Origin of the sequence: Sphingomonas bisphenolicum (assembly GCF_024349785.1) — a bacterium.
Taxonomy (GTDB): domain Bacteria; phylum Pseudomonadota; class Alphaproteobacteria; order Sphingomonadales; family Sphingomonadaceae; genus Sphingobium; species Sphingobium bisphenolicum.
This window is the reverse complement of sequence record NZ_AP018818.1, coordinates 338,689-364,178: the sequence shown is the minus strand read 5'-3', so window position 1 is coordinate 364,178 and position 25,490 is coordinate 338,689. Positions and strand designations below refer to the sequence as shown.

General features: G+C 65.7%; 20 protein-coding genes. 4 read left to right on the top strand and 16 right to left on the bottom strand.

Features of this window, described 5'->3' with window-relative positions; genetic code table 11:
- Positions 1-3 precede the first annotated feature (3 nt).
- Positions 4-2,067 (top strand): glycoside hydrolase family 2 protein, encoded by a 2,064-nt coding sequence (locus tag SBA_RS20050; protein WP_261937392.1) that lies wholly within the window; start codon positions 4-6, stop codon positions 2,065-2,067.
- Positions 2,068-2,117: 50 nt separating this feature from the next.
- Here SBA_RS20050 and SBA_RS20045 read toward each other — a convergent pair whose 3' ends face one another.
- From SBA_RS20045 to SBA_RS20030, 4 genes are read right to left on the bottom strand one after another with little or no spacing between them, the layout of a single operon-like run.
- Positions 2,118-5,309, bottom strand: a complete 3,192-nt coding sequence (locus tag SBA_RS20045) for an alpha-L-rhamnosidase (protein WP_261937391.1) — start codon at positions 5,307-5,309, stop codon at positions 2,118-2,120.
- Positions 5,306-7,306 (bottom strand): right-handed parallel beta-helix repeat-containing protein, encoded by a 2,001-nt coding sequence (locus SBA_RS20040; protein ID WP_261937390.1) that lies wholly within the window; start codon positions 7,304-7,306, stop codon positions 5,306-5,308. The genes SBA_RS20045 and SBA_RS20040 overlap by 4 nt, the downstream gene beginning before the upstream one ends.
- 43 nt (positions 7,307-7,349) lie before the next feature.
- Positions 7,350-8,078 carry an SDR family oxidoreductase gene (locus SBA_RS20035; protein ID WP_261937389.1) on the bottom strand — a complete coding sequence of 243 codons (729 nt, stop codon included), beginning with the start codon at positions 8,076-8,078 and terminating at the stop codon, positions 7,350-7,352.
- Positions 8,079-8,136: 58 nt separating this feature from the next.
- Complete coding sequence (locus tag SBA_RS20030; protein WP_261937388.1) at positions 8,137-8,985, bottom strand: fumarylacetoacetate hydrolase family protein; 849 nt, start codon at positions 8,983-8,985, stop codon at positions 8,137-8,139.
- 139 nt (positions 8,986-9,124) lie between these two features.
- On the opposite strand from SBA_RS20030, the gene SBA_RS20025 reads away from it, so the two are divergent.
- Complete coding sequence (locus SBA_RS20025; protein ID WP_261937387.1) at positions 9,125-9,964, top strand: amidohydrolase family protein; 840 nt, start codon at positions 9,125-9,127, stop codon at positions 9,962-9,964.
- A 12-nt stretch (positions 9,965-9,976) separates the two neighbouring features.
- On the top strand, positions 9,977-10,987 hold the full coding sequence (locus SBA_RS20020) for an aldo/keto reductase (RefSeq protein ID WP_261937386.1): 1,011 nt from the start codon (positions 9,977-9,979) through the stop codon (positions 10,985-10,987).
- A gap of 201 nt (positions 10,988-11,188) precedes the next feature.
- Here the strand turns inward: SBA_RS20020 and SBA_RS20015 are convergent, their stop codons facing one another.
- Positions 11,189-12,469: an MFS transporter gene (locus SBA_RS20015; RefSeq protein ID WP_261937385.1), complete on the bottom strand. Its 1,281-nt coding sequence runs from the start codon at positions 12,467-12,469 to the stop codon at positions 11,189-11,191.
- Between the two features lie 35 nt (positions 12,470-12,504).
- Positions 12,505-13,164: a 2-keto-4-pentenoate hydratase gene (locus SBA_RS20010; RefSeq protein ID WP_261937384.1), complete on the bottom strand. Its 660-nt coding sequence runs from the start codon at positions 13,162-13,164 to the stop codon at positions 12,505-12,507.
- A 227-nt stretch (positions 13,165-13,391) separates the two neighbouring features.
- Between SBA_RS20010 and SBA_RS20005 the strand changes: the two genes are divergently transcribed.
- Positions 13,392-14,444 (top strand): LacI family DNA-binding transcriptional regulator, encoded by a 1,053-nt coding sequence (locus tag SBA_RS20005; RefSeq protein ID WP_261937383.1) that lies wholly within the window; start codon positions 13,392-13,394, stop codon positions 14,442-14,444.
- 26 nt (positions 14,445-14,470) lie between these two features.
- Here the strand turns inward: SBA_RS20005 and SBA_RS20000 are convergent, their stop codons facing one another.
- From SBA_RS20000 to SBA_RS19955, 10 genes are read right to left on the bottom strand one after another with little or no spacing between them, the layout of a single operon-like run.
- The gene (locus SBA_RS20000; protein ID WP_261937382.1) at positions 14,471-15,631 is read right to left on the bottom strand and encodes a glycosyltransferase family 4 protein; all 1,161 of its coding nucleotides are present in this window, start codon (positions 15,629-15,631) and stop codon (positions 14,471-14,473) included.
- Positions 15,628-16,839 (bottom strand): DUF1972 domain-containing protein, encoded by a 1,212-nt coding sequence (locus SBA_RS19995; protein ID WP_261937381.1) that lies wholly within the window; start codon positions 16,837-16,839, stop codon positions 15,628-15,630. The genes SBA_RS20000 and SBA_RS19995 overlap by 4 nt, the downstream gene beginning before the upstream one ends.
- Positions 16,832-17,647 carry a class I SAM-dependent methyltransferase gene (locus tag SBA_RS19990; RefSeq protein ID WP_261937380.1) on the bottom strand — a complete coding sequence of 272 codons (816 nt, stop codon included), beginning with the start codon at positions 17,645-17,647 and terminating at the stop codon, positions 16,832-16,834. The genes SBA_RS19995 and SBA_RS19990 overlap by 8 nt, the downstream gene beginning before the upstream one ends.
- Positions 17,644-19,275: a GumC family protein gene (locus SBA_RS19985; RefSeq protein ID WP_261937379.1), complete on the bottom strand. Its 1,632-nt coding sequence runs from the start codon at positions 19,273-19,275 to the stop codon at positions 17,644-17,646. Before SBA_RS19985 ends, SBA_RS19990 begins: the two co-directional genes overlap by 4 nt.
- Complete coding sequence (locus SBA_RS19980) at positions 19,272-20,027, bottom strand: polysaccharide biosynthesis/export family protein (RefSeq protein ID WP_261937378.1); 756 nt, start codon at positions 20,025-20,027, stop codon at positions 19,272-19,274. Before SBA_RS19980 ends, SBA_RS19985 begins: the two co-directional genes overlap by 4 nt.
- A complete protein-coding gene (locus SBA_RS19975) occupies positions 20,024-20,950 on the bottom strand; it encodes a glycosyltransferase family 2 protein (protein WP_261937377.1) in 927 nt (308 codons plus the stop codon). The genes SBA_RS19980 and SBA_RS19975 overlap by 4 nt, the downstream gene beginning before the upstream one ends.
- Positions 20,931-21,938 (bottom strand): NAD-dependent epimerase/dehydratase family protein, encoded by a 1,008-nt coding sequence (locus tag SBA_RS19970; RefSeq protein WP_261937376.1) that lies wholly within the window; start codon positions 21,936-21,938, stop codon positions 20,931-20,933. The genes SBA_RS19975 and SBA_RS19970 overlap by 20 nt, the downstream gene beginning before the upstream one ends.
- Positions 21,935-22,657, bottom strand: coding sequence for a sugar phosphate nucleotidyltransferase (locus tag SBA_RS19965; RefSeq protein WP_224546971.1), 723 nt, complete (start codon positions 22,655-22,657; stop codon positions 21,935-21,937). The genes SBA_RS19970 and SBA_RS19965 overlap by 4 nt, the downstream gene beginning before the upstream one ends.
- Positions 22,654-23,751: a glycoside hydrolase family protein gene (locus SBA_RS19960; protein ID WP_261937375.1), complete on the bottom strand. Its 1,098-nt coding sequence runs from the start codon at positions 23,749-23,751 to the stop codon at positions 22,654-22,656. Before SBA_RS19960 ends, SBA_RS19965 begins: the two co-directional genes overlap by 4 nt.
- A complete protein-coding gene (locus tag SBA_RS19955; protein ID WP_261937374.1) occupies positions 23,751-25,142 on the bottom strand; it encodes an undecaprenyl-phosphate glucose phosphotransferase in 1,392 nt (463 codons plus the stop codon). The genes SBA_RS19960 and SBA_RS19955 overlap by 1 nt, the downstream gene beginning before the upstream one ends.
- Positions 25,143-25,490: the final 348 nt, after the last annotated feature.

Here is a 25,490-nt window from a genome sequence, read left to right as displayed (position 1 = left end):
GGAATGACGATGCGCCATGGTTTCGCGCTTGCCCTGCTGCTGCCTGGCGTTGCTCAGGCCGCCACCGAAACGCCGCTCGCGACGGGCTGGCGTTTCGTCAAGGCGGATGCGGCCGGAGCGGAAACGCCCGATTTGGATGATCGCGCCTGGACGCCGGTCAACGTGCCACACAGCTATAACGCTGAAGATAGCGGCGTCGGCGGGGCCAAGGCGCGCGGTGAGCCGGAGGGCGTCTATTATCGCGGCCCTGCCTGGTATCGGCTGGAAATCGATCACCAGCCGGAGCCGGGCAAGCGCTATCTGCTGCATTTCGGCGGCGCAACGCTGAAGGCCGACATCTGGCTGAACGGACGGAAGCTGGGCGCGCATCAGGGCGGCTATGCCGCGTTTCGTGTCGATGCGACCGACGCGCTCCAGCCCGGGCGCAACCTGCTGGCGGTGCGGGTCGACAATAGCCGCGATACCCATATCGCGCCGCTGAATGGCGACTTCAACATTTTTGGCGGCCTCTATCGCAGCGTGTCGCTGATCAAGAGCGATGCGCTGGCGATCGACCGGCTCGACCATGCCGGGCCGGGGGTGCAGGCGCGCACGGTCGCGCTCCAGCCGCGCCGCGTCACGATCGATGTCGCCGTGGCGGTGCGCAACGACCGCGCCACGCCCGCGCAGTTCACTATCGCCAGCCGGATCGTGGACGCGGCCGGCAAGATCGTGGCCCGGCATGTCGCGCCCGCAACGTTGGCGGCTGGCGCGCGGGAGGCGGTGAGGCAGTCTGTGTCCTTGCCCAATCCGCATCTCTGGGAAGGGCGCAAATCGCCCTATCTCTACCATGTCGTCACCGATGTGGTGGAGGGCGGCACGATCATCGACAGCCAGAGCGTGCCGCTGGGCGTGCGGACCCTCACGGTCAAGCCCGATGGCACGGTGCTGCTCAACGGCGCGCCCTATCCGATGCGCGGCGTCAACCTCCAGCATCCGACCCGCTTCGGGCGCGGGCCGATCGTCACCGATGCGGAGATCGACGAGGATCTGGCGATCTTCGCCGATATGGGCGCGACCGCGCTGCGGCTGGCCCATATGCAGCATCCCCAGCGCGTCTATGAACGGGCCGACGAACTGGGCCTGCTGCTGCTGACCGAAGTGCCGCTGATCGACGATCATGACCCGTCGGATGCCTTTCGCGAGAATCTGGTCGAGCAGATGCGCGAACTGATCGCGCAGACGGGCAATCATCCTTCGGTCGCGCTCTGGGGCATCGGGAATGAAATCCGCAAGTCGGATGCGGCGTCCAACCGCATCCTCGCGGCGTTGCAGGCGACCGCCAAGGCGCTCGATCCGACCCGGCCAACCACCTATGCCCATTGCTGCCTGGAGGATAGCGACCCGATCGCACAGCATAGCGACACCGTGTCCTACAATCGCTATTTCGGCTGGTACTGGACCAAGTCGGAAGACATTGGTCCCTGGGCCGACGAATTGCACGCGAAGCTACCGGGGCGTCCGATCGGCGTCAGCGAATATGGCGCGGGGGCGAGCATATTGCATCAGGAAGACCCGGTGATGAAGCGGCCGGAATCCAATGGCTATTGGCATCCCGAACAATATCAGACCGATTTCCACATCAAACATTGGCGCGAGATGAAGACGCGGCCCTTCCTCTGGTCGACCTTCGTCTGGGTCGGGATCGATTTCCCGTCGTTCAAGCGCAATGAGGGTGATCGTCCCGCGATCAACGACAAGGGGCTGGTGAGCGAGGATCGCAAGGTCCGCAAGGATGCCTATTATTGGTATCAGGCCAATTGGTCGGATGCGCCGATGCTGCACATCGCCAGTCGCCGCGACGTCGCCAAGCGGACGCAGCGGGTGAAGGTGCAGGTCTTTTCCAACCAACCGGCGGTCGAGCTGCGCCTGAATGACGGAGCATGGACCCGCGTGCCGGTGGACGACCATATCGCCAGCTGGGATATCGATCTGGCCAAGGGCGAAAACAGGGTCGATGCGCGGATGCAGGCGGGCGGCACGGCGCTGACCGATGCGGTGCGCTGGATATGGACGACGCGGCCCTGACGAAAAAATGGCCGCCCGATGCAGTGGGCGGCCAGTGGGGGACAGGGGGGTCAGCGCGCGACGGTGAAGCGATAGTCGCCAGATCCGGCCTCCAGCACGAAGCGGTCGCCCCGCAGGCCGATGGGACGAAGCCCCACTATCGCGCCGATCGGTTGCCCACCTTCGCGGATCGCATCGCTGGAGGCGGTCGGCAGATAGATTTCCGCGCGGCTGTTGGCCGGCACGCTGATATCCGCTGCGAAACCGTCCGGCCCGTTGCGCCAGTCGGTGCGGATCGGTCCCAGCACGCTGTCGTAACTGGCCCCGCCGCGTTCCAGCCTTTTGTCCAGAACCGGATTGAAACGCCAGGTCAGGAAACCGGCCGAGATCGGATCGATTCCGGCGACACGGCGGAAGATGAAGCCCGCCACCGCGCCCAGCGCATAATGATTATAGCTGTTCATCGCGGAATCGACCATGTCGGCATTCCACCGCTCCCAGATCGTCGTCGCGCCCTTGGCGATCATATAGCCCCAGGACGGGAAGGCGGTGCGCAGCAACAGGTCGTAGACCAAGCTCTCCTCCCCCTGATCGGCAAGTGCATCGAGGCTGTAGGGCGTACCGAGGAAGCCGGTGGAGATGAGCGTGCCGCGCCGGCGAATATCCGCCGCCAGTTTCGCTGTCGCCGCGGCTCGCAGCGATTCCGGCACCAGCCCGAAGCGCAGCGCGAGGATATAGCCGCAATGCGATCCATTGCCGACCCTGCCGTCGGCACGCACGAAGACCTTGGCGAAGGCGGTGGCGATGTCGCGCGATAATTGGCGGTAGCGTTCGCCTTCCGGCTGGCGTTTCGATCCGAAGGCCATGTCGGCCATGGCGTCGGCCGAATGTTTCCACATGGCGGTGGCGATCAGATCCTTGGGGGTCGTCTCGTCGCTCGGCTTCTTGGCGTCGAGTGCGACCCAGTCGCCATAGTCGTACCCACGCAGATTCCGCCAGATATGGTCGGGATTATGCTCCGCCAGGAAGCGCATATAGCGCGTCATCGACGCCCAGTTGCGATCGACGATCGCCGTGTCGCCATAGCGCTGCCATGCCGTCCAGGGCAGGATGATGCCCGCATCCGCCCAGCCCGGCGAGGCGCCCAGCGACAGGTCGCGCCAGCCGGTCGGCGCATAGTCGGGAAACTCGCCGCGCGGCCCCTGCGCATCGCGCAGGTCGCCCATGAAGCGATGGGTGAAGGGGCCGACGTCCATGGTGAAGGCGGCCGCGTCCCAGAAGACATTGGCGTCGCCGGTCCAGCCCAGCCGCTCGTCCCGCTGCGGACAGTCGGTCGGCACGCCGAAGAAATTGGACCGCTGGCTCCAGCGGCTATTCTGCCACAGACCCTGAATGATGCGGCTTTCCACCAGCGGCTTGCCGGTTTCGGGGAGCGCGCTCGACAGGACGATGCCGGTGACTTCATCCGGGGTCGGCGCGCGGCCAAGGCCGCTCACCTCGACATAGCGGAAGCCGAAATAGGTGAAATGCGGCTGGTAGCTTTCGCCCGCAGGGTCGCCCCGGAAGGTGTAGAGGCAGGACGCGCGGGCGGCACGCAGGTTGGCGACATCGACCGTGCCGTCTGAGTGCAATATTTCGGCGAAGCGCAATGATATGGTCTGCCCGGCCGCGCCTTTCGCCTTCAGTTCGGCCCAGCCGGCGAAATTCTGGCCGAAGTCGATGACGTGGCGATCGCCGTCGAAACTGCGGATGGCGACGGGCTCTCGCCGTTCGATCGCGCGGATCGGCGGGGCGACATGGGCGCGCAGGCGGCAGGGCGGGGTCTGGCCGATACGGGCGGGCGTCCAGCCCCGCGCCTTGAAGCCGGGGCTGGACCAGCCGGGCTGTTCGCGCCGGGCATCATAATCCTCGCCATAATAGATTTCCGCCTGGGTGATAGGCGTGTCGGTCTGCAACTGCCACTTGTCGTCGGTGACGACGATCGACAGGCTGCCATCGTCAGCCAAGACCTCCAGTTGCGCGAACAGGCGCAGCGGCGGATCGCCAAAGGCGTAGCGGCCGGCGGGCGCATGATAGCTGCCATACCAGCCCTCGCCCAGCAGCGCGCCGATCGCGTTCGCGCCTGGGTGGAGCAGGGCGGTCACATCATAGGTGCGTACCAGCGCGGTTTCGCGAAAGTCGCTGCTTTCCGGTGCGAGCTGGGCATCGCCGACGCGTTGGCCGTTGATCTGCGCGATATAGGAACCCAGCGCCGTAACGCGCAGCCGCGCCTGCCGGATGGCGCGTTTCAGCTCGAAATCGCGCCGCAGCATATAGGCGCCGGCGCGCGGCCAGGCCTGTGGCTGGTTGGCGGAGCGCTGCGCCTTGTCCCAGCCCGCGTCGTTGAAGGCGACAGCCTGCCACCCGGCGGGCGCGTGGGTCGCGGTGCGCATCGCCTCGCTGGTGATGCGCCGCTCGCCTGCGCGGATCATCATCGCGGCGGCGATCTCGTGCATCTTGGGTTCGTCGAAGCCTTCGGGATCGGTTACCTCGATCGCCACGACATGACGGCCGGAGGCCAGCTTATGCTGCGTCTGTGCGATCGGCTCGGCGCCGAAGCGATGGGGGCCGCGGGGGGGGAGGGCGATTGGTTCGCCGTCCATCCAGACCAAAGGCGCACGGAAATTACCGATGGAAAAGAGCGTGACGTCGCCCGCCTTCTCCAAGTCGAAAGACAGGCGGAACTGGCGTGGTGCCTTGTCGGCGGGCCTGTTGCCGCGCATCCAATGCAGCCCGGCCGCCCGGTCGGCGCGCTCCAGATCAGTTTGCGCCTCGATCCATTGCGCCTGCCAGTCGGCGGGGTCGAGCAGCCCCATTTCGAAACTCGCGACCGGGCTGGTGGCGCGCATGCCGCGATCGTCGCGCACCAGCACGCGCCACCAGACACGCTGGCGCGACTTTAGCGGCGCGCCGAGCCAGCCCATGTCCATGCTCTTGTCGGTCAGCACCTCGCCCGCGTGCCACAGGTCGGGCGTGCCGGCCTCCAGCAGCGCGCGGCTGCTCGCCGCCTGCACTTCGCAACGGGTCTGGCGCACGGCGCGGTCGCGGCTCTCCAGCCGCCAGGACAGGCGTATATCCTGCTGGTCGAGGCCGATCGGATCGACCAGTCCCTCGGCGCGCAGATCGGTGATGCGCAGGTCGCCGCCTTCCTGCCCCTTCGCGGCGAAGGCGGGCAGGCCGGCCAGCGCGCCCGCGCCCTTCAGCAAGGTGCGGCGTTCGATCATGGCCGTACCCCCGCTTCATCGATCACCTTTTGTGCATCGGCCGGCCAGTCGCGATTGGGCAGCAATATGTTGTCGCGCGCGACATTGCCGATCTCCTCCAGCCAGCGGCCGCCCATAGTGTTGGAGTTATGCCAGTTGCCGGTCGCGACATTGTCGGTCGAGATGCGGCGCTTGTACATTTTGCCCGCGGTATTGATGTTCAGCCATTTGCCGCGCGTCTCGATCACATTGCCGGTCACGCGGAAATGTTTGGAGCCTTCGTCCAGATAGAGGCCGATCTTGTCACCGATATCGAAAATATGGTTGCCGCGCACGATCGCGTTGGGATTGGCCGACAGATTGTAGATCGCCCCGCCATCCATGAACCAGCCTTTCACGCCATGGATGCGATTGCCCTCGACCAGCGTGTCGCGCAGCGTCGTGGGCGTCGTATATTTGATATTATGGACGTAGCCTTTGGCGTTCTCGTCATAATTGGGATTGCCGCCGGCGTCGTTATAGCCCCAGCCCCACCCGACCGCGATGCCGTCATAGGGCGCGTCGCTGATGTCGTTATGGACGATGCGCGCACCGCTGACATAGGTGGTCAGGATCGCGGCGTTATCCTTGTAATCCTGTGACACGGTGGCGACGACATTGTCCTCGATCACGATGTCGCGGTTGACGAGCGCCGCATTGTCGGGATGATGCGCCTCCACCCGGATACCGCCCGCCATGATCGCGCTGCCCGACAGGATCGCGAAGCGGTTGCGCGCCACGCGGATATTGCTGGCGGCCAGGCCCACGCCCGACAGGTTGGCGTTGGCGTCATTGCCGATGCCAAGCCCGATCTGGCCCAGTTGTGAAAACTGGTTGCGTTCGAACACGATGTCGCGCGCCGCCGACACCTGCACTGCGGCGGGCATCTGGTTCCATTTCTGGCGCATGGATTCGAATGCGACGCAACCCCAGCCGCATGTCTTCCACGCATCCGTCGGGCGGATCGGCGAGGTTTCAGCCAGAAACGAGCCGCTCTGCTGATTGGCGTAGCCGGTGGCGCGCGACGCGCCGAGCCAGCTGCTATGAGAAAAACGCAACCCTTCGAACCGCAGCCGTTCGACCGGCGCGTCGGGCGTGCCGCTGATCGACACCAATGTCTCCAGCCGGGGCAGGACAACGCGGCGCCTGGCGATATCCTCGTCCAGCCCCATGCGCAGGTACAGCTTGCCCGCCTGCGGATCGACCACCCATTGATAGGGCTTGCTGTGCCATTCGTTGGTCTTGTCCACGAATTCCAGCGCATTGACGAGGAAGAGCCGGCTGTCCTGCGGGAAGATCGGCTTGGTGATCGTGTCATAGCCCCAGCTATTATTGTCCCAGGCGGGCTGCGCCATGGTAACCTTTCCGCCCGCGATCGCCTGCACCGGCGACACGCGATCGGTGAAGAAACCGGTCGCCTCCAACTCCATCCGGTCGGCGCGCTTCACGCCCGCAATCCATGTGAGGTCGGGATTGGTAATCTCGAAACCCGTGGCGTTGAACGTCAGGTCGGACGGCCGGATTTCGATCCACGGCCGTTCGGCGAGCGTGTCGTCCACCCAGAGCTGCCGCGCATCGATGCCCTTGGGTACGTCAGCGACATAGAGGCGACGTTCGGGATCGAACGGCTTGAAGCCGCTCACCACCTGCCCGCCCGACAGCATCGGATGGGCGCCATCGGCCGCGCGCCAGATCACGCTATGGCCGTTCTGCCCCCCGTCGGCGCGGCGGAAGAGCAAGGGCGCTTCGAGCGTGTAAGTGCCGTCGGCCAGGATGACGGCGACGTCGCGCTGGGCATTGCCCTGCCGCACCAGCGCCTGCGCGCGGGTCAGCGAGCGCACCGGGCGCGCCTGCGTGCCGGGCGCGCGATCGTCGCCCGCAGGGGAGACATGGACCAGCAGCGGTCCCTCCTGCGCGGCGGCGGCCAGCGGCATTGTCGCCGTCAAAGCCACGCCGATTATCAGGCTGCGCTTCATCATCGTCTCTCCATGGTTCGCGCTCTTTTGTCGGCGCTTATGCGGTTCAGTTGACCCAGCCGCCGTCGATCACATTGACCGTGCCGGTGGTGAAGGCGGACTCGTCCGAGGCGAGATAGACGGCCAGTGCCGCCAGTTCCTCGACCCGGCCGAACCGCCCCATCGCCTGGCGCGCGGTGAACTCCGCATAGGCCTTGTCGAAATCGCCGGTGTCGTGCAGCCGCTGGATCAGCGAGGGCGTCTCCACCGTGCCGGGGCAGATGGCGTTGCAACGTATCCCCTTGGTCACGAAATCGATGGCGACGGACTTGGTCAGGCCGATCACGGCGGCCTTGGTCGCGCCATAGGCGAAGCGGTTGGGCACGGCCTTGATGCTGGAGCAGATGGACGACATGTTGATGATCGATCCGCCGCCGCGCGCGATCATGCCCGGCAGCATGGCGCGGATCATGCGATATTGGGCGGTGACGTTCAGGCTGTTGGAAAAGTGCCATTCCGCCTCGTCGCAGTCCAATATCGTCCCGGCATGGACCCGGCCCGCACAATTATAGAGGATATCGATATCCGGATGCGCCGCCGCGATCGCCTGCACCGCTGCCGGATCGGTGACGTCCAGCGCCTGCGCCTCCACCCCGTCGATATCGGCCAGCGCCTCGGCGCGCACGTCAGTTGCAATGACGCGCGCGCCTTCCCGGACGAAAGCCTCTACCGTGGCGCGGCCGATCCCCTGACCCGCCGCCGTCACCAGCGCAGTCTTGCCTGCCAGACGTCCCATCTTCCTGCTCCATATTTAGATAATATGTATGATGTCTAAGCAGGATGATGGAGGGCTGTCAATTGGCGGCGACGAAGGACTGTCGCTGCTCACCCAGCTTGTCGATGCCCAGCGCGACCACATCGCCGGGCTTGAGATACCAAGGCTCCGGCTTCTGCCCCAGGCCGACGCCGGGCGGGGTGCCGGTGGTGATGATGTCGCCGGGCAGCAGCGTCATGAACTGGCTGAGATAGGCGACGATCTGCGCGACGGTGAAGATCATCGTCTGCGTGCTGCCGTCCTGCTTGCGCACGCCATTGACGTCCAGCCACATGGACAGCGCCTGCGGATCGCCCACTTCATCGGCCGTCACCAGCCACGGGCCGACAGGGCCGAAGGTCGGAAAGCCCTTGCCCTTGTCCCAGGTCGCGCCGCGTTCGGTCTGCCATTCGCGTTCGGACACGTCGTTGATGACGCAATAGCCCGCGACATGGGCCAGCGCGTCGGCTTCGCTGACACGATGCGCGGTGGTGCCGATGACGACGCCCAGTTCGACTTCCCAATCGGTCTTGCGCGAGTCGAAGGGAATGATGACGGGATCATTCGGCCCCTGGATGCAACTGACCCATTTGTTGAAAACGACCGGTTCCTCCGGGATCGGCAGGTTGGATTCGGCGGCATGATCGGCATAGTTGAGGCCAATCGCGACGAACTGGCGCGTGCCGGCGACGGGCGGGCCATAGCGAACCGGCCCTTCGACCAGCGGCAGCGTGGCCGTGTCGATCGCCGCCAGGCGCGCCAGACCGTCGGGTCCGATCGCCGTGCCGTCCAGATCGGCGACATGGGCCGACAGATCGCGCAGTCGGCCGTCGGCATCGACCAGCGCGGGGCTTTCCTGGCCCGCTTCCCCGGTGCGGCATAATTTCATGATGAACGTCCTTTCTTATGGCATGGCATGAAGCGGCATGGACAGCCGCGCATCATGTTGTATGATGTCTTATGTTGTTGGGAAAAACAAGGTGCGAGGATATGGGAGAGGCGGGAACCGACATGCACGAGGTAAAGGCGTGACGCGACCCCGCATCCTGGATTCGCACCAGCATTTCTGGCGGATCGGCGGGCCGGGTCAGGCGTGGCCGGACGCCGGCTGGCCGCTGATCCATCGCGATTTCCTGGCCGACGATCTGCGTGCGGCGACCGCGGGGCTTGATCTGGCGGGCACCATATTGGTCCAGTCGCAACCGGACGATCGCGATACCGACTGGATGCTCGATCTGGTGGCGGACGATCCGCTTGTGTTGGGCGTGGTCGGCTGGGTCGCGCTGGAGGCGGACGACGCGCCCGCGCGGATCGCCCAATTGGCCGCCCGGCCCAAAAGCGTCGGGCTGCGCCCCATGCTCCAGAGCATCGAGGCGAGCGACTGGATCTTGCGAGCCGATCTCGCACCGGCGATCCAGGCGATGCTGGCGCATGGCCTGCGCTTCGACGCGCTGGTCCAGCCGCGCCACCTGCCCGTCCTCGCCCGTTTCGCCGAACGCTGGCCCGACCTGCCGATCGTGATCGACCATGGCGCAAAGCCGCCTGTGGCGGACCATATCATCGATCCCTGGCGGGACGATCTGGCCGCGCTCGCGCGCTATCCCAATATCTGGTGCAAGCTGTCGGGCCTCCGCACCGAACAGGCGTCGGGGCAATCGGCCGACGCGCTGGCGCCCTATGTCGCGCATATACTCGCCTGCTTCGGCGACCGGACGATGTGGGGCAGCGACTGGCCGGTGCTGCTGCACATGGGGGACGCCTATCACGACTGGGTCGACGATGCGGTCCGGTTGGCGGGCGTTCTGGACGCGAAGCGAAGCGCCTGCCTGTTCGAGGGCGCCGCGCGCGCCTTCTACGGCCTTGCATAACAGGAGAAGAATGTGGCGCTGGATTTCGGCAGACTGGGTTTCGGGGCCGCTGCGATCGGCAACCTCTATCGCGCGATCCCGGACGCAGATGCGCGGGCGGTAATCGATCAGGCCTGGGCAGCCGGGCTACGCTATTTCGACACCGCCCCCCATTATGGCTTCGGGCTGAGCGAAAAGCGCCTGGGTGCGGCGCTGGCGGAGATTGATCCGCACCGGCGCGCGATCATCTCGACCAAGGTCGGGCGGCGGCTCGATCCGACGCTCGACGCGGATCTGTCGCAGGCGCGGCAGGGTTTCGTGTCCCCAGAACCCTATGAAAGCCGTTTCGACTATAGTTATGACGCCGTCATGCGCTCTTATGAGGCAAGCCGGGGCAGGCTTAGACGGGATTGCATCGACATCCTCTATGTCCATGATATCGGTCGGTTTGCGCATGGCGACGCGCATGAAGCGCGGATGCGCGAATTCCTGGATGGCGGATTTCGCGCGATGGAGGAATTGCGCCGCACCGGCGCGGTTCGGGCGATCGGCCTGGGCGTCAATGAAACGGCGGTCTGCGAAGAGATATTGGCCCATGCCGATATCGACCTGATCCTGCTGGCCGGGCGCTACACCTTGCTGGAGCAGGCGCCGCTCGACAGCCTCCTGCCGCTCTGCGCCGCACGGGGGGTACGCATCATCTTGGGCGGTCCCTTCAATTCGGGCATTCTGGCGCAAGGCGTGCGGCATGGCGGGCCGGTCCATTATGATTATGGCGATCCCCCCGCGTCGATCGTGGACCGGGTCCGCCGGATCGAGGAACAATGCGACAGGTTCGGCGTGCCGCTGGGCGCGGCGGCGCTGCAATTTCCGCTGGCGCATCCTGTCGTCGCGAGCGTCATCCCCGGCATCGGAACGACCGCCCATCTGCGCAGCGCCATCGCGCAAATGGCGCAGCCTGTTCCTGCGGGCTTCTGGCTGGCGTTGCGGGACGAAGGGCTCATCGACGCCCGCGCGCCGGTCCCGGCGGGAATGGCGGCTTAGACCCTGTCCTACAGCCCCGGAGCGGGCTATAGTCCGATCTGTCGGACAGGGCGGGCCGGGTCGGTGCTCGCAATATACTATCCTATTGCGGCACTAACATTGCGGGACGTGCTGGAAATATGCGAAGTTGGGACGGCCATTTCCTATTTTGCGGACCGCCGGGGAAGCCTGCCGGACGACATGGCGGGCTTCTTCTTCTCCTCAGTCGGCGATCGCCATATTGATCCTTTCCAGCCGCGGCGAGAGGATGTGGACCGCCGCCAGCGCCACGAAATAGGCGCTCCCCGCCACGGCGAACAGCGGCGTGTAGCTGCCGATGCCGTCGAGGATATAACCGGCATATTTGGCCATCGCCATGCCGCCCACCGCGCCCAATGTTCCGCCGATGCCGACGACCGATCCTACCGCCCCGCGCGGGAACAGGTCCGATGGCAAGGTGTAGAGATTCGCTGAAAACGCCTGATGTGCCGCCGTCGCCACGCCGATGACGAGCACCGCAACCCACAGATTGTCAATCGACTGGGCGAAGAAGACCGGCAGCACCGCGCAGGCGCACAACAACATGGTGAGTTTGCGCGCGGCGTTGACGCTCCTGCCCGCCTTCATCAGCCGGCCCGACATCCAGCCGCCCGCGACGCTGCCCAAGTCCGACAGTAGATAGATGGCGACCAGCGGCGGCCCGAAGCTGAGCAGGTCTAGGCCGTAGCGGGTGCCCAGATAGCCGGGCAGCCAGAAGAGGAAGAACCACCAGATCGGGTCGATGCAGAATTTGCCGATCGCATAGGCCCAGGTTTCGCGGACGGTGATCAGCCGACCCCAGCCGATCGACTGAACCGGATCGGCCGGGTCTTGGCGGATATAGGCCAGCTCCTCCGGCGACATCTTGGCATGATCCTCCGGCCTGCGGTAGAAGACCAGCCAGGCGATCAGCCAGATTATGCCGAAAAGTCCGGTGGCGTAGAAGGCGACGCGCCAGCCGTAAGCGACGGTCAGCCATGGGACCAGCAGCGGCGTCACGATCGCGCCGATATTGGCGCCCGCGTTGAACAGGCCGATGGCGAAGGCGCGCTCCTTCTGCGGGAACCATTCGGTGACGGCCTTGATACCTGCCGGGAAATTGCCCGACTCGCCGACGCCCAGGCCGAACCGCGCCATGGCGAACTGGGTGACGCTATGGACGCCGCCATGCGCCATATGGGCGATGGTCCAGATGACCACCGCTATGGCGTAGCCGAAACGCGCGCCCACCAGGTCGACGATCCGGCCAAAGCCCAGATAGCCCACGGCATAGGCCGCCTGGAACCAGAAGACGATATTGGCATAATCGGTTTCCGACCAGGCCATTTCCGTCGACAGCGTGGGTTTGAGCACGCCGATCATCTGGCGATCGACATAGTTGATCGCGGTCGCCGCGAACAACAGCCCGATCACGACCCAGCGATAGCGGGTCGGCGGGCGATCCCCGATGGCCATGTCCTTCATCTTCCTGCTCCTGTTGCGGCCCGTGCGTCCGCTGTTCATCGCGGCTTTTGGGCTTCGATCCTGCATCTTAGAGTGCCGAACGGTCCGAAATCGGCTTCCACATCCTGTCCCGGCCTGACGGGATGGACGCCGGTGATGGCCCCGGTCGATATCCACCAGCCCGGTTCGAGCGCCATCCCGCGCGCTGCGAGATGTTCCAGCAGGAAGCGCACCGATCCGATCGCGCCATCGGTAAAGGCCGCCGCCGTGCCCGTGCCGACCGCGAACCCGTCGATCCGGGTGACAACGGCCTGCTCGATATAGGCGCCGCTGCGCCAGTCCGGCACGGCTGGCCCGACCAGCAAGCCATTATTGTTGCCGAAGTCGGAAATCGTCACGGCCGGGCCATGGTCGTTGATGCCCTCGAACGGCGAACTGGCGATCTCGATGCCGATATGCACGGCGTCGATATGCGCCGCGGCCTCCTCCAGCGTGAAATGCCGTTGGCCGGCTACTGGCGCATGGCCGATGCGCAACAGAAACTCAGCCTCCGCCGCGCCGAAGCCGTGGTCGAAGACGGTGGCATCCCCGTCCGCCGCGCCGAGTGAGGCCGCGAAAATCGGTCCTGCCAGACGGTCGCAGCCATAGCGTTCGGCCAGCGGCGGCAAGATGCGTCCGACCTTCCATCCCGCCACTCGATCGGCACTCCGCGCCATCGCGGCGGCCTGAATGGCATAGCCGTCCTCCAGCGTCGCGGGTGGGGGACCGGGATAATCGGCCAGGCCGGTCGCGCCGCGAGAAAGCGATCCGCTATCAGCCCTGCCTGGTCATTTCCTCTCATCGAACATCCTTTTCCGGGATCGGTTTCCGCATTATTGGAAACCGGTGTCATTTACAAGCCGATGCGTCTGGCGCGGCCTCGCTTGTGCGCTATAAGGCGGCAATGGCGAAGCAGCAGCAGGAAGAGGGACCGGCGCCCAAACTGACCATCAACGACATTGCCCGCATGGCTGGCGTGTCGAAGAAAACGGTCAGTCGCGTCATCAACCGGTCGCCCTTGCTCAACCGCCAGACGCGCGCCAAGGTGGAGGCGATCATCCGGGAGACGGGCTATGTTCCCAACCCGCAGGCGCGGGCGCTCGCGCTGGGGCGCAATTTCCTGATCGGCCTTGTCTACGACAATCCCAATCTCCAGACGATCCTGAGTATGCAGCGCGGTGTGCTAGAGGCGCTGCACGGCACCGAATTCGAACTGGTGATCCGGCCGGTCGACCGCGGTTCGCCTATGGTGATGGACGATATCCGCCGCTTCGTTACGCGCCAGCGCCTGTTCGGCGTCGTCATCGTGCCGCCTTTGTCCGAAAATGATGCGCTGGCCCGGATGCTGGATGAAGAAGGCTGTCGCTATGTCCGCATAGGATCGGCGACCTGGGACGATGCCGACCATATGGTGGCGTCCAACGATCGCGACGCAGTGGCCGATGCGACGCGCTATCTGATTGCACAAGGGCATCGACGGATCGGCCTGATCGCCGGGCCGCATGGCTTCCGGTCGGCGCAGGAACGGCGCGACGGTTTCGAACTGGCGCTGGCCGACGCCGGCATCGCCCTGCCGCGCAGTCTGGTAGCGGATCGCCATTATACGTTCGAATCGGGTCTGGCGGAGTGTGAAAGTCTGCTCGACCTGTCGCCGCGACCGACCGCGATTTTCGCCGCCAATGACGAGATGGCGGCGGGCGTGCTCTATGCCGCGCGCCTGCGGGGCATCGCCGTGCCGGAACAATTGTCGATCGTCGGCTTCGACGACACGCCGATCACGACGCGGGTCTGGCCACCACTGACTACCGTGCGCTGGCCGACCGTGGCCATGCGCCGCGCCGCCGGACTGAAGCTGATCGGTGCCGCGACCGGCGAGGACGCGGAGGTCGGTGCGCCTTCGATGTTCAGTTCGATGCTGATCCGTCGGGGGTCGGTGGCACCGCCTGCAGCCGGTTGATGGGTGACCGTTATGATACCGGTGTCTTATCGGCGCAAGCTGAACAGCACCTGTTCATAGGCATCCATAAGTCTTTGAAAATGAATGTCTTCGTTGAAGCGCGTGCGGACATCGGCATGGGCTGTCGCGCCGAGGCTACGGCATAGCGCCGGATCGTCCCACAGACGCCGCATCTGGCGGGCGAGATCGGCCGCATCGCCGGGGGTGAAATGCAGGCCGCAGAGCCCTTCGCGCACCGTGTCGTTCAGCGCGCCGATCCGTGATGCGATGACCGGGACGCCGTGGGCCATCGCTTCGGCCGCGACGATGGCGAAGGTTTCGAACCAGAGGCTGGGCACCACCAGCGCTCGCGCGCCGCGATAGATGGCCGCCAGCGATTGCGGACCATCGGTGATCGTCACCGGCACGCCCTGCGCCAGGAGCGGCGCGGGGTCGCTGCCGTGCGGGCCGGCGACATGGATCGGCAGGCCCGTCATGCGGCTTGCCTCGATCAACACGTCCAGGCCCTTTTCCGGCACGAAGCGGCCGGCGAAGGCGAAATAGGCGCCCTGTGCCGGATCGACCGGATCGGCCGCGGCGGTGATCGCGCATTCATTGACGCTGATGCGCTCTAGCGGGATGCCGGCTTTGGTATGGAGCCAGTCGCGGCTGAAGTCGGTCAGGACGATGAAGCGGCTGACATGGCGGCGGTAGAAGTCGCGCCAGCCCGCCACCGCATGGCGCAACGCGAAGGCGGCGCTTTCGGGCAAGTTCTCGCGGCAGTTGCGCAAAAGGGCGTGATGCGCGCCGTGATCGGCGCAACGGGTGCAGACCCCGGCCCCGTCATGATGGGTGGCGATCGGGCAGGTGATGCGAAAATCATAGCAGCTATGGACGATCGGGATGCCGGCGCGGGTGCACTGTTCGAACAGCCATGGGGTCAGAAGTGGATAAAGTTCATGCGTGTGAACGATATCGGGTCGGTCCCGTTCCAGCCGGGCGGCGAAGGCGCGCAGCGTATCGGGCGCGTAGAGGCCGTTGGCGAAGGCGCTGAGCTTGCCTGCCATGCCTGTTGAAAGATCGCAGCTATCCCTTTCGAATATATCGATATCTAAACCCCGTCGCCGCGACAGGGCGATGGTCGCGTCCCAGGCGTTGTCGGCCCCGCCGCCGCCCCGATGGCGGTTGAAGACATGCAGGATCTTCATGCGACCTGCGCAGGCGCGAGAAGTTCCGGGCGGTAAGTTTCGCCGATCAGCGCCCCGGTCGGTCGCCGCCCGGACGCCTTCAGCGCCACCAGTTGACGGAACAGGCCAGCATAGCCGTCGATCACCGCGTCCCAGCGGAAATGGGCGGCGGCGTGAGCCTGCGCCGCCCGGCCCAGCGCGGCGCGGCGTGGGGGATCGGGATCGAGATCGCGCAGGATGGTCGCCAGCGCGCCGTCATCCTTGCTGAAATAGACATTGTCGGGGCCGACATTTTCCCGGTGGAAGATCACGTCGATCGGCACGCAGGGCGCCCCCCAGTGCATCGCGCGCAACAGGCTCGGGTTGGTGCCGCCGACCTCATGCCCATGCAGATAGGCGGCGCAATGGCGATAGAGCGCGTTGAGCGCGGCAGAGTCGAACACGCCGCCGACGCAGCGCACCTGCCCGTCATGCTCCGCCGCGACGGCGCGGGCATAGGCGCTGTCATAGGGGACCGATCCGACGACGATCAGCGGCTTCGTAACGCCGGATGCGCGATATTCGCGGATGATATGATCGACATTATTTTCCGGCTCCATCCGCGCAACGACCAGATAATAGGCACCGGGCGTGACGCCATATTGGGCCAAGGCGTCGATGTCGGGCGCCTCCCCGACCGCACCGCCATAGGGGATGTAGGTGGAGTCCGCGCCATATTCCCGGGCATAATAATCCTGCATCGCACGCGAATCCGTGACCAGCCAGGTGGCAAGCCGTGCGCTGACCCATTCGGACCATTTATAATAAGTCCGCTGCAAGTCATTCCATTTGCGCCGTTGCCAGCCCAGTCCATCGGTATGGATCAGCACCGGCACGCCCAGCGCGCGGAGCGGCAGGATGAAGGGGCCATTGCCCGGATCGACGACGAAGACAAGATCGAAGCGGCGGAAGGCGGCGTCCCATAGGGCCAGGTTGCTATGGATGATGCTCTCGAAACTCTTGCCGCCCGGCGCGGGGAGGTAACGACACCGCACCCCCTGCCAGGCCGGCGGGCGCGCCTCATAATATTGGTTCCGGCAATAGACGGTGACGTCCATGCCATGGCTGCGCACCAGCCCGACCGCCAGTTCCTCCACCAGGGTCGAAAAGCCGCTATAGCGCGCGGGGATGCCGCGATCGCCGATAATGGCGATGCGCAAGGGACGCAAAGGGCTGGCCGCGTCAGCCATGGGGTTTGAACCCGGTCCACACATCCTGCGTCATGCCCGCGTCGGGGCCGGGCGCGACCTGCTCGACCCGATCGAAGGCGGCGAGCAGAGAATTACGCACCCAGACGGGCGGATGGATGGCGAAATACCATTTCTTCCCCTCCTCGAACCGTTTCTGCGTCACCAGCTCGCCGCGATCATAGGCGTCGATTTCGCGCTTCTGGGTCAGCAGATAGCGATAATGATCGCCATGGGTGGTCGCGATCATCAGCCCGCCGCGTCGCAAAATCCGGTGCAGTTCGGCGGTCCAGTCGCGATGCATGGCCGCCGACAAATGGGTGAAGACCGAGAAATTATAGACCGCGTCGAAACTATTGTCGGGAAAGGGCAAGGGCGGCGCGAGGCCATTCAACGCAAAATCGATGCCCGGCAGATGCGCGCGGCACCAGTCGATCGTCGCCGGATTATAATCGGCGCCGCTGATCTGCGGCGATCGACCGGCCAGCAGTGCCGGCATATGGCGGATCAGCCGGCCCGGCCCACAGCCCCATTCCAGCACGCGCAAGGGTTGCGCATCGGGCAGGTGGGTGCGGACGAGCCGCGCGAACAGCGCCGCATGGGCTAGCCCCACGTCATGATAGTCGGCCCAGTCGACCTTGTTATAGGCGTCGAAGGCCAGATCCTCCGGCGGCACCGCGAAGCCGGGATGGCGGGCGAGGAAGGCGCGGTTGCTGCGCGCCGCCCGCGCCCGCTTGCGCAGGAAGGCCATGCGATCGAACATGGGCAGCAGGCCCAGCGATCGGGTGGCGCTGAGGATGTGATATTTCATGGCCGGTGCCTTTCTTGCGGTGAAGAGGGAGGGGCGCGGTCGAACAGGCGCAGGGCATAGGCCCGGTCCTGTCCGACGATGGCGATCAGGGGAAAAGGCGCGTCCGGCTGGGTCAGGCGGAAGCGGTTGGCGCGGTTCTGGAGGATGTCCACCAGCACGGACGCGACCACCCCGGCGCACAGGCCGCCGATCAGCGCGGCAATCAGCAGTAATTTGGTCTGCGGCGCATCGGGCTTGTCGGGCAGCGCCGCGCTTTCGACCAGTTGGATCGCCGAGGGCGCGGACTGGGCGGTGGCGGCGGTGACCGCGGCCGTCATCAGCTTGTCCTGCAACGCCAGATAGGTTTTTTCCAGCATGTCGTGGCTGCGGCCCAGATCATGGCTGTCCTTCATCTTCTGCGGAATGCGGTCGATCGTCGCGCGCCGCGCCCCGACTTCGGCCGACAGCGTGGCCAGCCCCGCGCGATCGCCCGCCAGTTGCGCCTCCAGCGAAGCCCGGCGCGCGCGCAGCGCGTCATAGCCGCCATTGAGCGCGATGCTGCTCTGCTGCACCCCGCGCTGCGGCTGGGCGGCGAGTTGCCGGCCGATCGCCGCGATCTGATCGTCCATGTCGCGCACGTCGGGCGAATCCGGGCGATAGCGAACGAGCAGGGCGTCGCGCGCGGCGACCAGCTTCGCCTGTTCCTGCTTCAGTTGCGCCGCGACCGGATTATCCTGCACCAGCCGGCTCGCGAGGATGTCGCGCGGCTCGCGCGCCAGTTGGGCGGTGACGGCGGCCAGTTCGCTCTGCGCGGCGGCGATGGCGGTGCGCTTGGCGTCCAGTTCGCCCTGCTGCCCCAGAAATTGGCCGATCTCTACCTTGTCCTTCTCGAACATCAGCAGCATGTCGTTCCGGGTGTAATAGCGCTCCATCCGGGCTTCGAGCGCGCGCAAGTCGGTGCGGGCGCGATCCGCCTCGATCTGGAGCGAAGCATAGGCCTGCCGCGCTTCGGTAGCGAAGCGGGCGCGGCGCTGGGCGATATAGGTGGCGGCGACCGCATCGGCGATCTCTGCGACGCGGGGGCTGGGGCCGCGCACGCTCAGCAGGGCGATATGGCTGTCGGGCAACTGGGTCATGGCGACCCCGGTACGGAAATCGTCCAGGGTGCGGGCGCGCTCGATCTGCTGCGGCGTCGCCACATAGGGCGATGGCGCGCGCGGAAACAGCGCATCCTTCGTCCCCCGCCAAGCGCGGCCGGGCCAGCTTTGCGTCCAGAGCCAGGTCAGGTAGCGCAGCGGCGGATGATAGACGTCGCGATAGCCAAGGTTCAGGTCGGCGATCACCTGTTTCAGCACCGGGCCGGACGTGGCGAGGATCATCTCGTCCTTCAGCGCCGATCGGCGGAACACCGCCCAGTCGTCGTAGAAATTCTCCCGCTGCCGATCATCGTCCGACACGGCGGACAGGGTGACGCTGGCCGAATAGACCGGCGGCCAGACGAGGATGTAGAGGCCCACCAGCGCCAGCGTCAGCGCCGTCACCGTCAGGATCAGCCGGCGATGCCCGGCGATCGCAAAGCCCACAATCCGTCCTGCACGGCGGAAATCGAAACTGTCCGCCTCCGGGCGATGGGGCACCGCCTCGCTCATCGGTCGATCTCCTGCAACAGGCGGAGCTGAACGTAGGGGGCCATCAGCGCGGTGAGGCCGCCCAGCGGCGCATTGACGTAATTTTGCAGGAAGCGGGCGAAGCGCGCGCCGCCGCTTTCCTGCACGACGATGATGTCGCCGGGACGCAGCGGCACATTCTGGAGCGCCAGCAGCATCCCCGCATGGCCGCGCGCACCGCTGAGCAGGATATGCGCATTGATGTGGCCGTCATCGTCCAGCCGGATTAGCGCGACATTGGATAGCGCGGCGGCCTTGCCCGCATCGCCCGCCAGGATGAGCGCCTGCGCGGCGGTGGGCGCATCGCGCAGCGGCATCGCGCCGGGTCGGTTCACCTCGCCCGCGACGAAGACCTTGTTCTCGCGTGGGTTGGCGACGGCCACGCTGACCTGCGGATCGCGCACCCGCGCCAGCAGCCTTTGCCGCACCGCCGCCGCCGCCGCCATCGGGGTGAGGCCGGCCACGGTGATGTCGCCCGATCGGGGCAGGGTCACCATGCCGTCGGGGCGGACAGTCGCGCTGCGCGACAGTTCCGGCATCCGGTCGACCGCTATCTCCAACTGGTCACCGGGGCCGAGCAGATAGGCGCTTTCATAGCGGGCGGCCGATCGGATGACGTCCGGCGCGGCGTCGATGCTGAGGGGCGCGGTCAGGCTGGCCGAGCAGGCGCCGAGCAGGATGGGGATGAGCAGCAGCAGCGCGGTGAGCAGGCTGGTGCGGGGCGGGACGATCATGCTGTTGCTCCTGCCAGGCGGAGGTGCGCGCGCATCGCCCAGGCGCTGGGGGAGAGCGGGTTGGCGGCGCAGGCCTGCGCCAGCGCCGCGCGGGCGGCGACGGGATCGCCCTGCGCCAGCGCCATCTGCGCCTGCGCGCGGTGCAGCCGGGCGACGATGGCGCGGCGGCGGCGTTCGGGCGCGCCGCCGTAGCGACGGCGCTCCAATATCCGCAGCATGGTGGCGACCACCTGCGGGTTGGCCATCAGGCCGAGCGTGTTGCGCAACTGGCCGGGATGATAGCGAAAGCCCAGCAATATGTCGGGATCGAACCAGCCGACCGCGCCGATATCGCCCAGCCGGGTGAAGATGTTCAGCTCGAACGGGAAATTTCCGTGGCAATCGGCATCGACGAAGCCCGACCGGCGCAGCGCGTCGGTGCGGAACAGCGTGCCGGAAATGGGAGTAAAGCCGCTGCCCATATGGGTGTCGAGGATCGGGAAGCGGCCGCGCCGCCGGGCCCGCCGATGCGTGCGACGATAGGCGCGGCTTTGCGCGTCGGAGGGCCGGCCCTCCGCGTCGAACAGCCACGGATTGGCGACGAACACAGCGGCGTCCGGCGCGGCGTCGAGCGCCGCAACCGCGCGCTGGAGATAGGCGGGCGACAACAGGTCGTCGTCATGCAGGATGCAGAAATATTCGGCATCGCCCGCCTGTTCGAAGAAATAGCGGCCCTGCCCATATTCGCCGCCATTTTCCGCCTGTTGCACGAAGGTGATGCGGGAGTCGCCCAGGCTTTCGACAAAGGTGCGCACCATATCGCCGCCACCGCCGGGCGAGGCGTTGTCGCTCACCACGGCGCGGAAATCGCGCCAGCTCTGGGCGCGCAGGCTCGCCACCGCCTCCCGCACATAATCGGGGCGGTCATAGGTGGGCAGCCCCACGAAGATGCGCCCAGAAGAAATGGCGATGCGCCTTGTACCAGAGGAAGGTTTGGCGCAGCCGCTCGTCCAGCCCCGCGCCCGGCGTCCAGCCCAGCTTGTCCGCCGCCAGCGCGGACGAGAGATATTGCGCCTGGATTTCGCCATGGGCGTTATTGCGTATGTCGGGCGCCAAGTCGGCGCGGCCCGCGGCGGCCAGCGTGCGGCGGGTCAGGTCCAGCACGCTCACCGGCTCTCCCGTACCAAAATTGAAGGCACGACCGACCATATCGTCGTCGCCCATATGTTCGGCGAGCAGCAGGTACCCGCGCACGATATCCTCGACATAGACATAGTCGCGCACCGGGGAGCCATCCGACCGGATCACCGGCCGCTCCCCGTCGATCGCGGCGAGGCAGGTGCCCGGCACGATGCGATTGCTGTTGAGATCGCCCGGCCCGAACAGATTGCCGCACCGCGTGATGGCGACGGGCAGGCGGTAGGTCTGGGCGTAGCTGAGCGCGATCAGGTCTGCGCAGCTTTTCGATACGTCATAGGGGTGGCGGCCCTGCAACGCGAAATCCTCCTGATAGGGCAGGGTGTCATGCTCGCCATAGGCCTTGTCGGAGGAGGCGATGACGATCCGCTCGACCGTGGCGACACGACGGCACGCCTCCAGCAGCACCCATGTCCCTTTGATATTCGCTTCGAAGGTGGACAACGGATTGCGATTGGCGACCCCGACGATCGCCTGTGCGCCCAGGTGAAAGACGGTGTCGACCGCATATTCGTTGAGCGCGCGCTCGATGACGTCATACTCCTCCAGCGCCCCGCGCACCACCTTGGCGCGGGTGGCGAGTCCGTCGGCCTGGAAGCGCGATTGCGGCACCATGTCGCGGACCAGCGCCACGACTTCGGCGCCCTGCGCCAGCAGTTCCGCGACCAGACTGCCGCCCAGGAAGCCGGTGGCACCGGTGACGAGGCAGGTCCGGCCTTTCCATTGCCCGCTCATGCCGCGCGCTCCTCTGGCAGCGCGGGCGCGATCCAGGGCGGCGGCCCGCCGGCGGCGAGCGTCTCGTCCATCTCGACCACATCCTTGTAGAAATCGAACGACTTGAAAAAGCCGTCATGGCGGTAGGTGAAGGCGTCGCCGCGCGCGATCAGCGGTGGGATGATGTCGCGCTCCAGATTTTCGCCCTGCCAGTCGGCGAAGATCGCCGGGTCCATCACCATGAAGCCGGCGTTGATCCAGTAATCGGCAATCAGCGGCTTTTCGGCGAAGCGGGCGATTGCGCCATCCTCTTCCACCGACAACACGCCATATTGCGAAACCATGGGGACGGACGTGATCGTCAGCCGCGCGCCATGGGCGCGGTGAAAGGCGACGACGGCGTCCAGCGGCACGTCCGACAGGCCATCGCCATAGGTAGCGATGAACGGACCATCGATCAGGTGGCGGCAGTTCCAGATGCGGCGGCCGGTATCGGCATCCTCGCCGGTGTCGACGATCTGGACGCTGGCGCCGATATCCTTCCCCTCGAAATAATCATGCAGGACATCCTGCCGATAGCCCGCCGCCAGAATGAATTCACGATATCCCTGGCGGATGAAATTCTTGATGACATGGACCAGCACCGGCGTACCGCCCAGCGGCAGCATGGGCTTGGGCAGGTAGGTGGTGAAGGGAAAGGCGCGGATGCCCTGCCCGCCGCACAATATCACGACTTTCATCGGTCGGTTCCTTTCGTCTTGGGTCGGGTGAACTGGTCGAGGGACAGGGTGGCGAGGCCGATGCCGAATTCCGGCCCGGCGACGCCGCGCTGGATCAGCGGGGCAAGTCGGGGATGGGCGACATGGCCGCCGAACCAGAGGCTGATGTGGTCGCCATCGCGCAGCGGACCGGGAGCGAGGATTTCACCATCGGTCCAGTTGGTGCTCGCACGGGTCAGCAGCGGCGCGGCATCTTCGCGAAAATGGACGCCATCGGCGGATCGGGCGTGGTGGATGGCCACCTGCTGCCATGCGGGGTCGGCGCCCTTCTGCACATGCGCGACCGAATAGAAGAGGTCGATATCCTGACCATCGGCCAATGCAGCGGGCGAGGAATAGCCGGCATAGCCTTGGCGCGCCGGATAGAGCGGTCCTTGGCCCAGCACCTGCAACGGCGGCGTGAAGGTTACGCCATCGCGCGACCGGATCAGGCCGATCGACTGGCGCGGCGGCCCGCCTTCCGGGCGTGCGCCGAGGGCGGAGAAATAGATCAGCAATTCGCCGCCCCGCACCACCGCGCCCGGCTCGCCGACCAGATAGCCGTTCCAGTCGGTCGCGCCGCCGGTCGCCCGCAACAGCGTCCAGTTGGCGACGTGCCACGCCACGCCATCGGGCGAAACGGCCAGGCCGATCGCCATGGGCGACGGATCGGGGCTGGCATAGACGCCGGTGAACGCCATCCAGTAGCGTCCCGCGAACTGCACGACGCTGGGCGTCTCGATGCTGGCATAGGGGCCGTCGGCAGGCGAGAGCAAAGGCGCGGCGGGCGACAATGTCCAATGTTCGCCGTCGCGCGACACCGCGCGGAAAGGCAGCACCGGCGGCTTGAACGGCGCGCTGGTGCTGCTTGTCATGTAGAGGACATAGCCGTCCGCGGTACGCAGCAGGCTGGGATCGTTCCACAACCCCTGCCCGCGCAGCGATCCCGCCGGGATCACCGGCGCGGCGCGGCTGACGGTCCAGCCCGGCATCGCGCGCGGCAGGTCCGGCGGCGGCGCGGGATTGGCACATGCCGCCAGCAGCGCCAACGTGAGGGAGGCGGCTATCCCCCGCATCAGAAGGCGTTCCGCTGGACGAAGGGCACCAGCAGAGTGCGCGCCAATATCTGCAGGTCCAGCCAGATCGACCAGCGGCGCAGATAGTCGATATCGTGGACGACGCGCTGCGCCATCTTGTCATGCGTATCCGTCTCGCCGCGCCAGCCGCTGACCTGCGCCAGCCCGGTGATGCCCGGCTTGATCTTGTGCCGCACGGCATAGCGATGGATCAGCGGCCGGAAATTATCGTCCAGCGCGACCGGATGGGGGCGCGGCCCGACCACCGACATACTGCCCAGCGCGACGTTGATGAATTGCGGCAGTTCGTCGACCGAGGTGCGGCGCAGGAACGCACCGACACGCGTGACCCGGCTGTCGCCGCGCCGCGCCTGGACGAAGCCGTCATCATCGGTCACCCGCATCGACCGGAATTTCCAGATGCGGAATGGTCGACCGTCCAGCCCATAACGGGTCTGGCAAAAGAGGACCGGCCCGCGCGTATCGATCTTGATCGCGATCGCCGTCAGCAAAGCGATCGGCAGGATCAAGGGCAGGGCGATCAGGGTGAGGGCGACATCCTCCGCCCGCTTCACCAGCCGCGAATAGCCTTCGAACGGGGATTCCACGATGCTGACGACCGGCTGGCCATAGACATCGTCCCAGCGCGCGCCGACCAGATCCAGCCGGAACAAAGGCGGGCAATAATAAAGCGAAGCGGTGGTGTCGCCGAACCGGTCGAGGATCGCCTTGATCCGCTGTTCGGCCGCCATCGGCAGCGTCACGTAAATGCGGCTGACCGTGCCCGACCGCGCCAGATCATAGAGCCGGTCCACCGGCCCGCCAAAAGCCTGATCGGGCAGGGCGACGGTGCGATCGTCCAACGGGCGGCGATCGTCGAACACGCCGAGCGACCGGATGCCCATCCAGCGCTGCCGTGCGAACACGTCGCCCAGTCGCTGCGCCGTTTCCGTGGCACCGATGAAGGCGGCGCTGCGATGGTCGTGGCCGAAGCTGCGCCAGAAGCGCAGGGCCAGTCGCACCGCGATGCGGAACAGGATGATCGCGCCCAGCGACGTCCCGTACCAGAGCGCGGCGGCCGGCGCCCATAATGCGGCGCGCGCCAGTGGCAGGTCGCCCAACAGCCAGAACAGCGTCATGACGCCGGTAAAACTGATCGTCCAATGGGTGGTCAGGTCCGCCAGTTCATGCCGCAACCGCACGATCCGCCAGGACCGGCTGAGATGGAAGAAGGACGCCACCAGTTCCAGCACGGCGACGCACAGCAGCGCGTCGACCGTCGCCGACCGAGGCGAAAGCGTAGCGGCGGTCAGCGCCATGCACAGCAGGATCAGCGCCGTGTCGACCAGTCGGCAGAGGCGCACGAACAGCGCACCGAATTGCTGGAACATCCCGTTCGTCCTGAAATCCGCATGCCATGGAGGGGTTTGCATCACCTCGGCGCTCCCGCTTTAAGTAAAAAATCCGGAACAATGCGTAAATTGCGTAATATTGAATTTATGAAAATCATATTTCATGCATGAATTGAATTTCATCGTCGAATCACTCTTCGATGAAACCAAAACAACAAGACGAGTCATAGTGTCGTTAACCATGTTAATATTTCATGTGCCAATTTGTGACATCGTCATTTGACCATATTGTCGTGAAGATTGCCGTGTCTATTATTTTACATGTTCCGTTTATTTTGATTCGGTCGATGGGGTCGAGCGGCGGCAAGATGCCAGCCGGGAAAGGAG

Bases quoted from the DNA above. Each gene is read 5' to 3' on its own strand.
- SBA_RS20050 (WP_261937392.1), top strand. From the start codon at position 4: ATGACGATGCGCCATGGTTTCGCGCTTGCCCTGCTGCTGCCTGGCGTT.
- SBA_RS20045 (WP_261937391.1), bottom strand. From the start codon at position 5,309: ATGATCGAACGCCGCACCTTGCTGAAGGGCGCGGGCGCGCTGGCCGGC.
- SBA_RS20040 (WP_261937390.1), bottom strand. From the start codon at position 7,306: ATGATGAAGCGCAGCCTGATAATCGGCGTGGCTTTGACGGCGACAATG.
- SBA_RS20035 (WP_261937389.1), bottom strand. From the start codon at position 8,078: ATGGGACGTCTGGCAGGCAAGACTGCGCTGGTGACGGCGGCGGGTCAG.
- SBA_RS20030 (WP_261937388.1), bottom strand. From the start codon at position 8,985: ATGAAATTATGCCGCACCGGGGAAGCGGGCCAGGAAAGCCCCGCGCTG.
- SBA_RS20015 (WP_261937385.1), bottom strand. From the start codon at position 12,469: ATGAAGGACATGGCCATCGGGGATCGCCCGCCGACCCGCTATCGCTGG.
- SBA_RS20010 (WP_261937384.1), bottom strand. From the start codon at position 13,164: ATGGCGCGGAGTGCCGATCGAGTGGCGGGATGGAAGGTCGGACGCATC.
- SBA_RS20005 (WP_261937383.1), top strand. From the start codon at position 13,392: ATGGCGAAGCAGCAGCAGGAAGAGGGACCGGCGCCCAAACTGACCATC.
- SBA_RS20000 (WP_261937382.1), bottom strand. From the start codon at position 15,631: ATGAAGATCCTGCATGTCTTCAACCGCCATCGGGGCGGCGGCGGGGCC.
- SBA_RS19995 (WP_261937381.1), bottom strand. From the start codon at position 16,839: ATGGCTGACGCGGCCAGCCCTTTGCGTCCCTTGCGCATCGCCATTATC.
- SBA_RS19990 (WP_261937380.1), bottom strand. From the start codon at position 17,647: ATGAAATATCACATCCTCAGCGCCACCCGATCGCTGGGCCTGCTGCCC.
- SBA_RS19985 (WP_261937379.1), bottom strand. From the start codon at position 19,275: ATGAGCGAGGCGGTGCCCCATCGCCCGGAGGCGGACAGTTTCGATTTC.
- SBA_RS19980 (WP_261937378.1), bottom strand. From the start codon at position 20,027: ATGATCGTCCCGCCCCGCACCAGCCTGCTCACCGCGCTGCTGCTGCTC.
- SBA_RS19970 (WP_261937376.1), bottom strand. From the start codon at position 21,938: ATGAGCGGGCAATGGAAAGGCCGGACCTGCCTCGTCACCGGTGCCACC.
- SBA_RS19965 (WP_224546971.1), bottom strand. From the start codon at position 22,657: ATGAAAGTCGTGATATTGTGCGGCGGGCAGGGCATCCGCGCCTTTCCC.
- SBA_RS19960 (WP_261937375.1), bottom strand. From the start codon at position 23,751: ATGCGGGGGATAGCCGCCTCCCTCACGTTGGCGCTGCTGGCGGCATGT.
- SBA_RS19955 (WP_261937374.1), bottom strand. From the start codon at position 25,142: ATGTTCCAGCAATTCGGTGCGCTGTTCGTGCGCCTCTGCCGACTGGTC.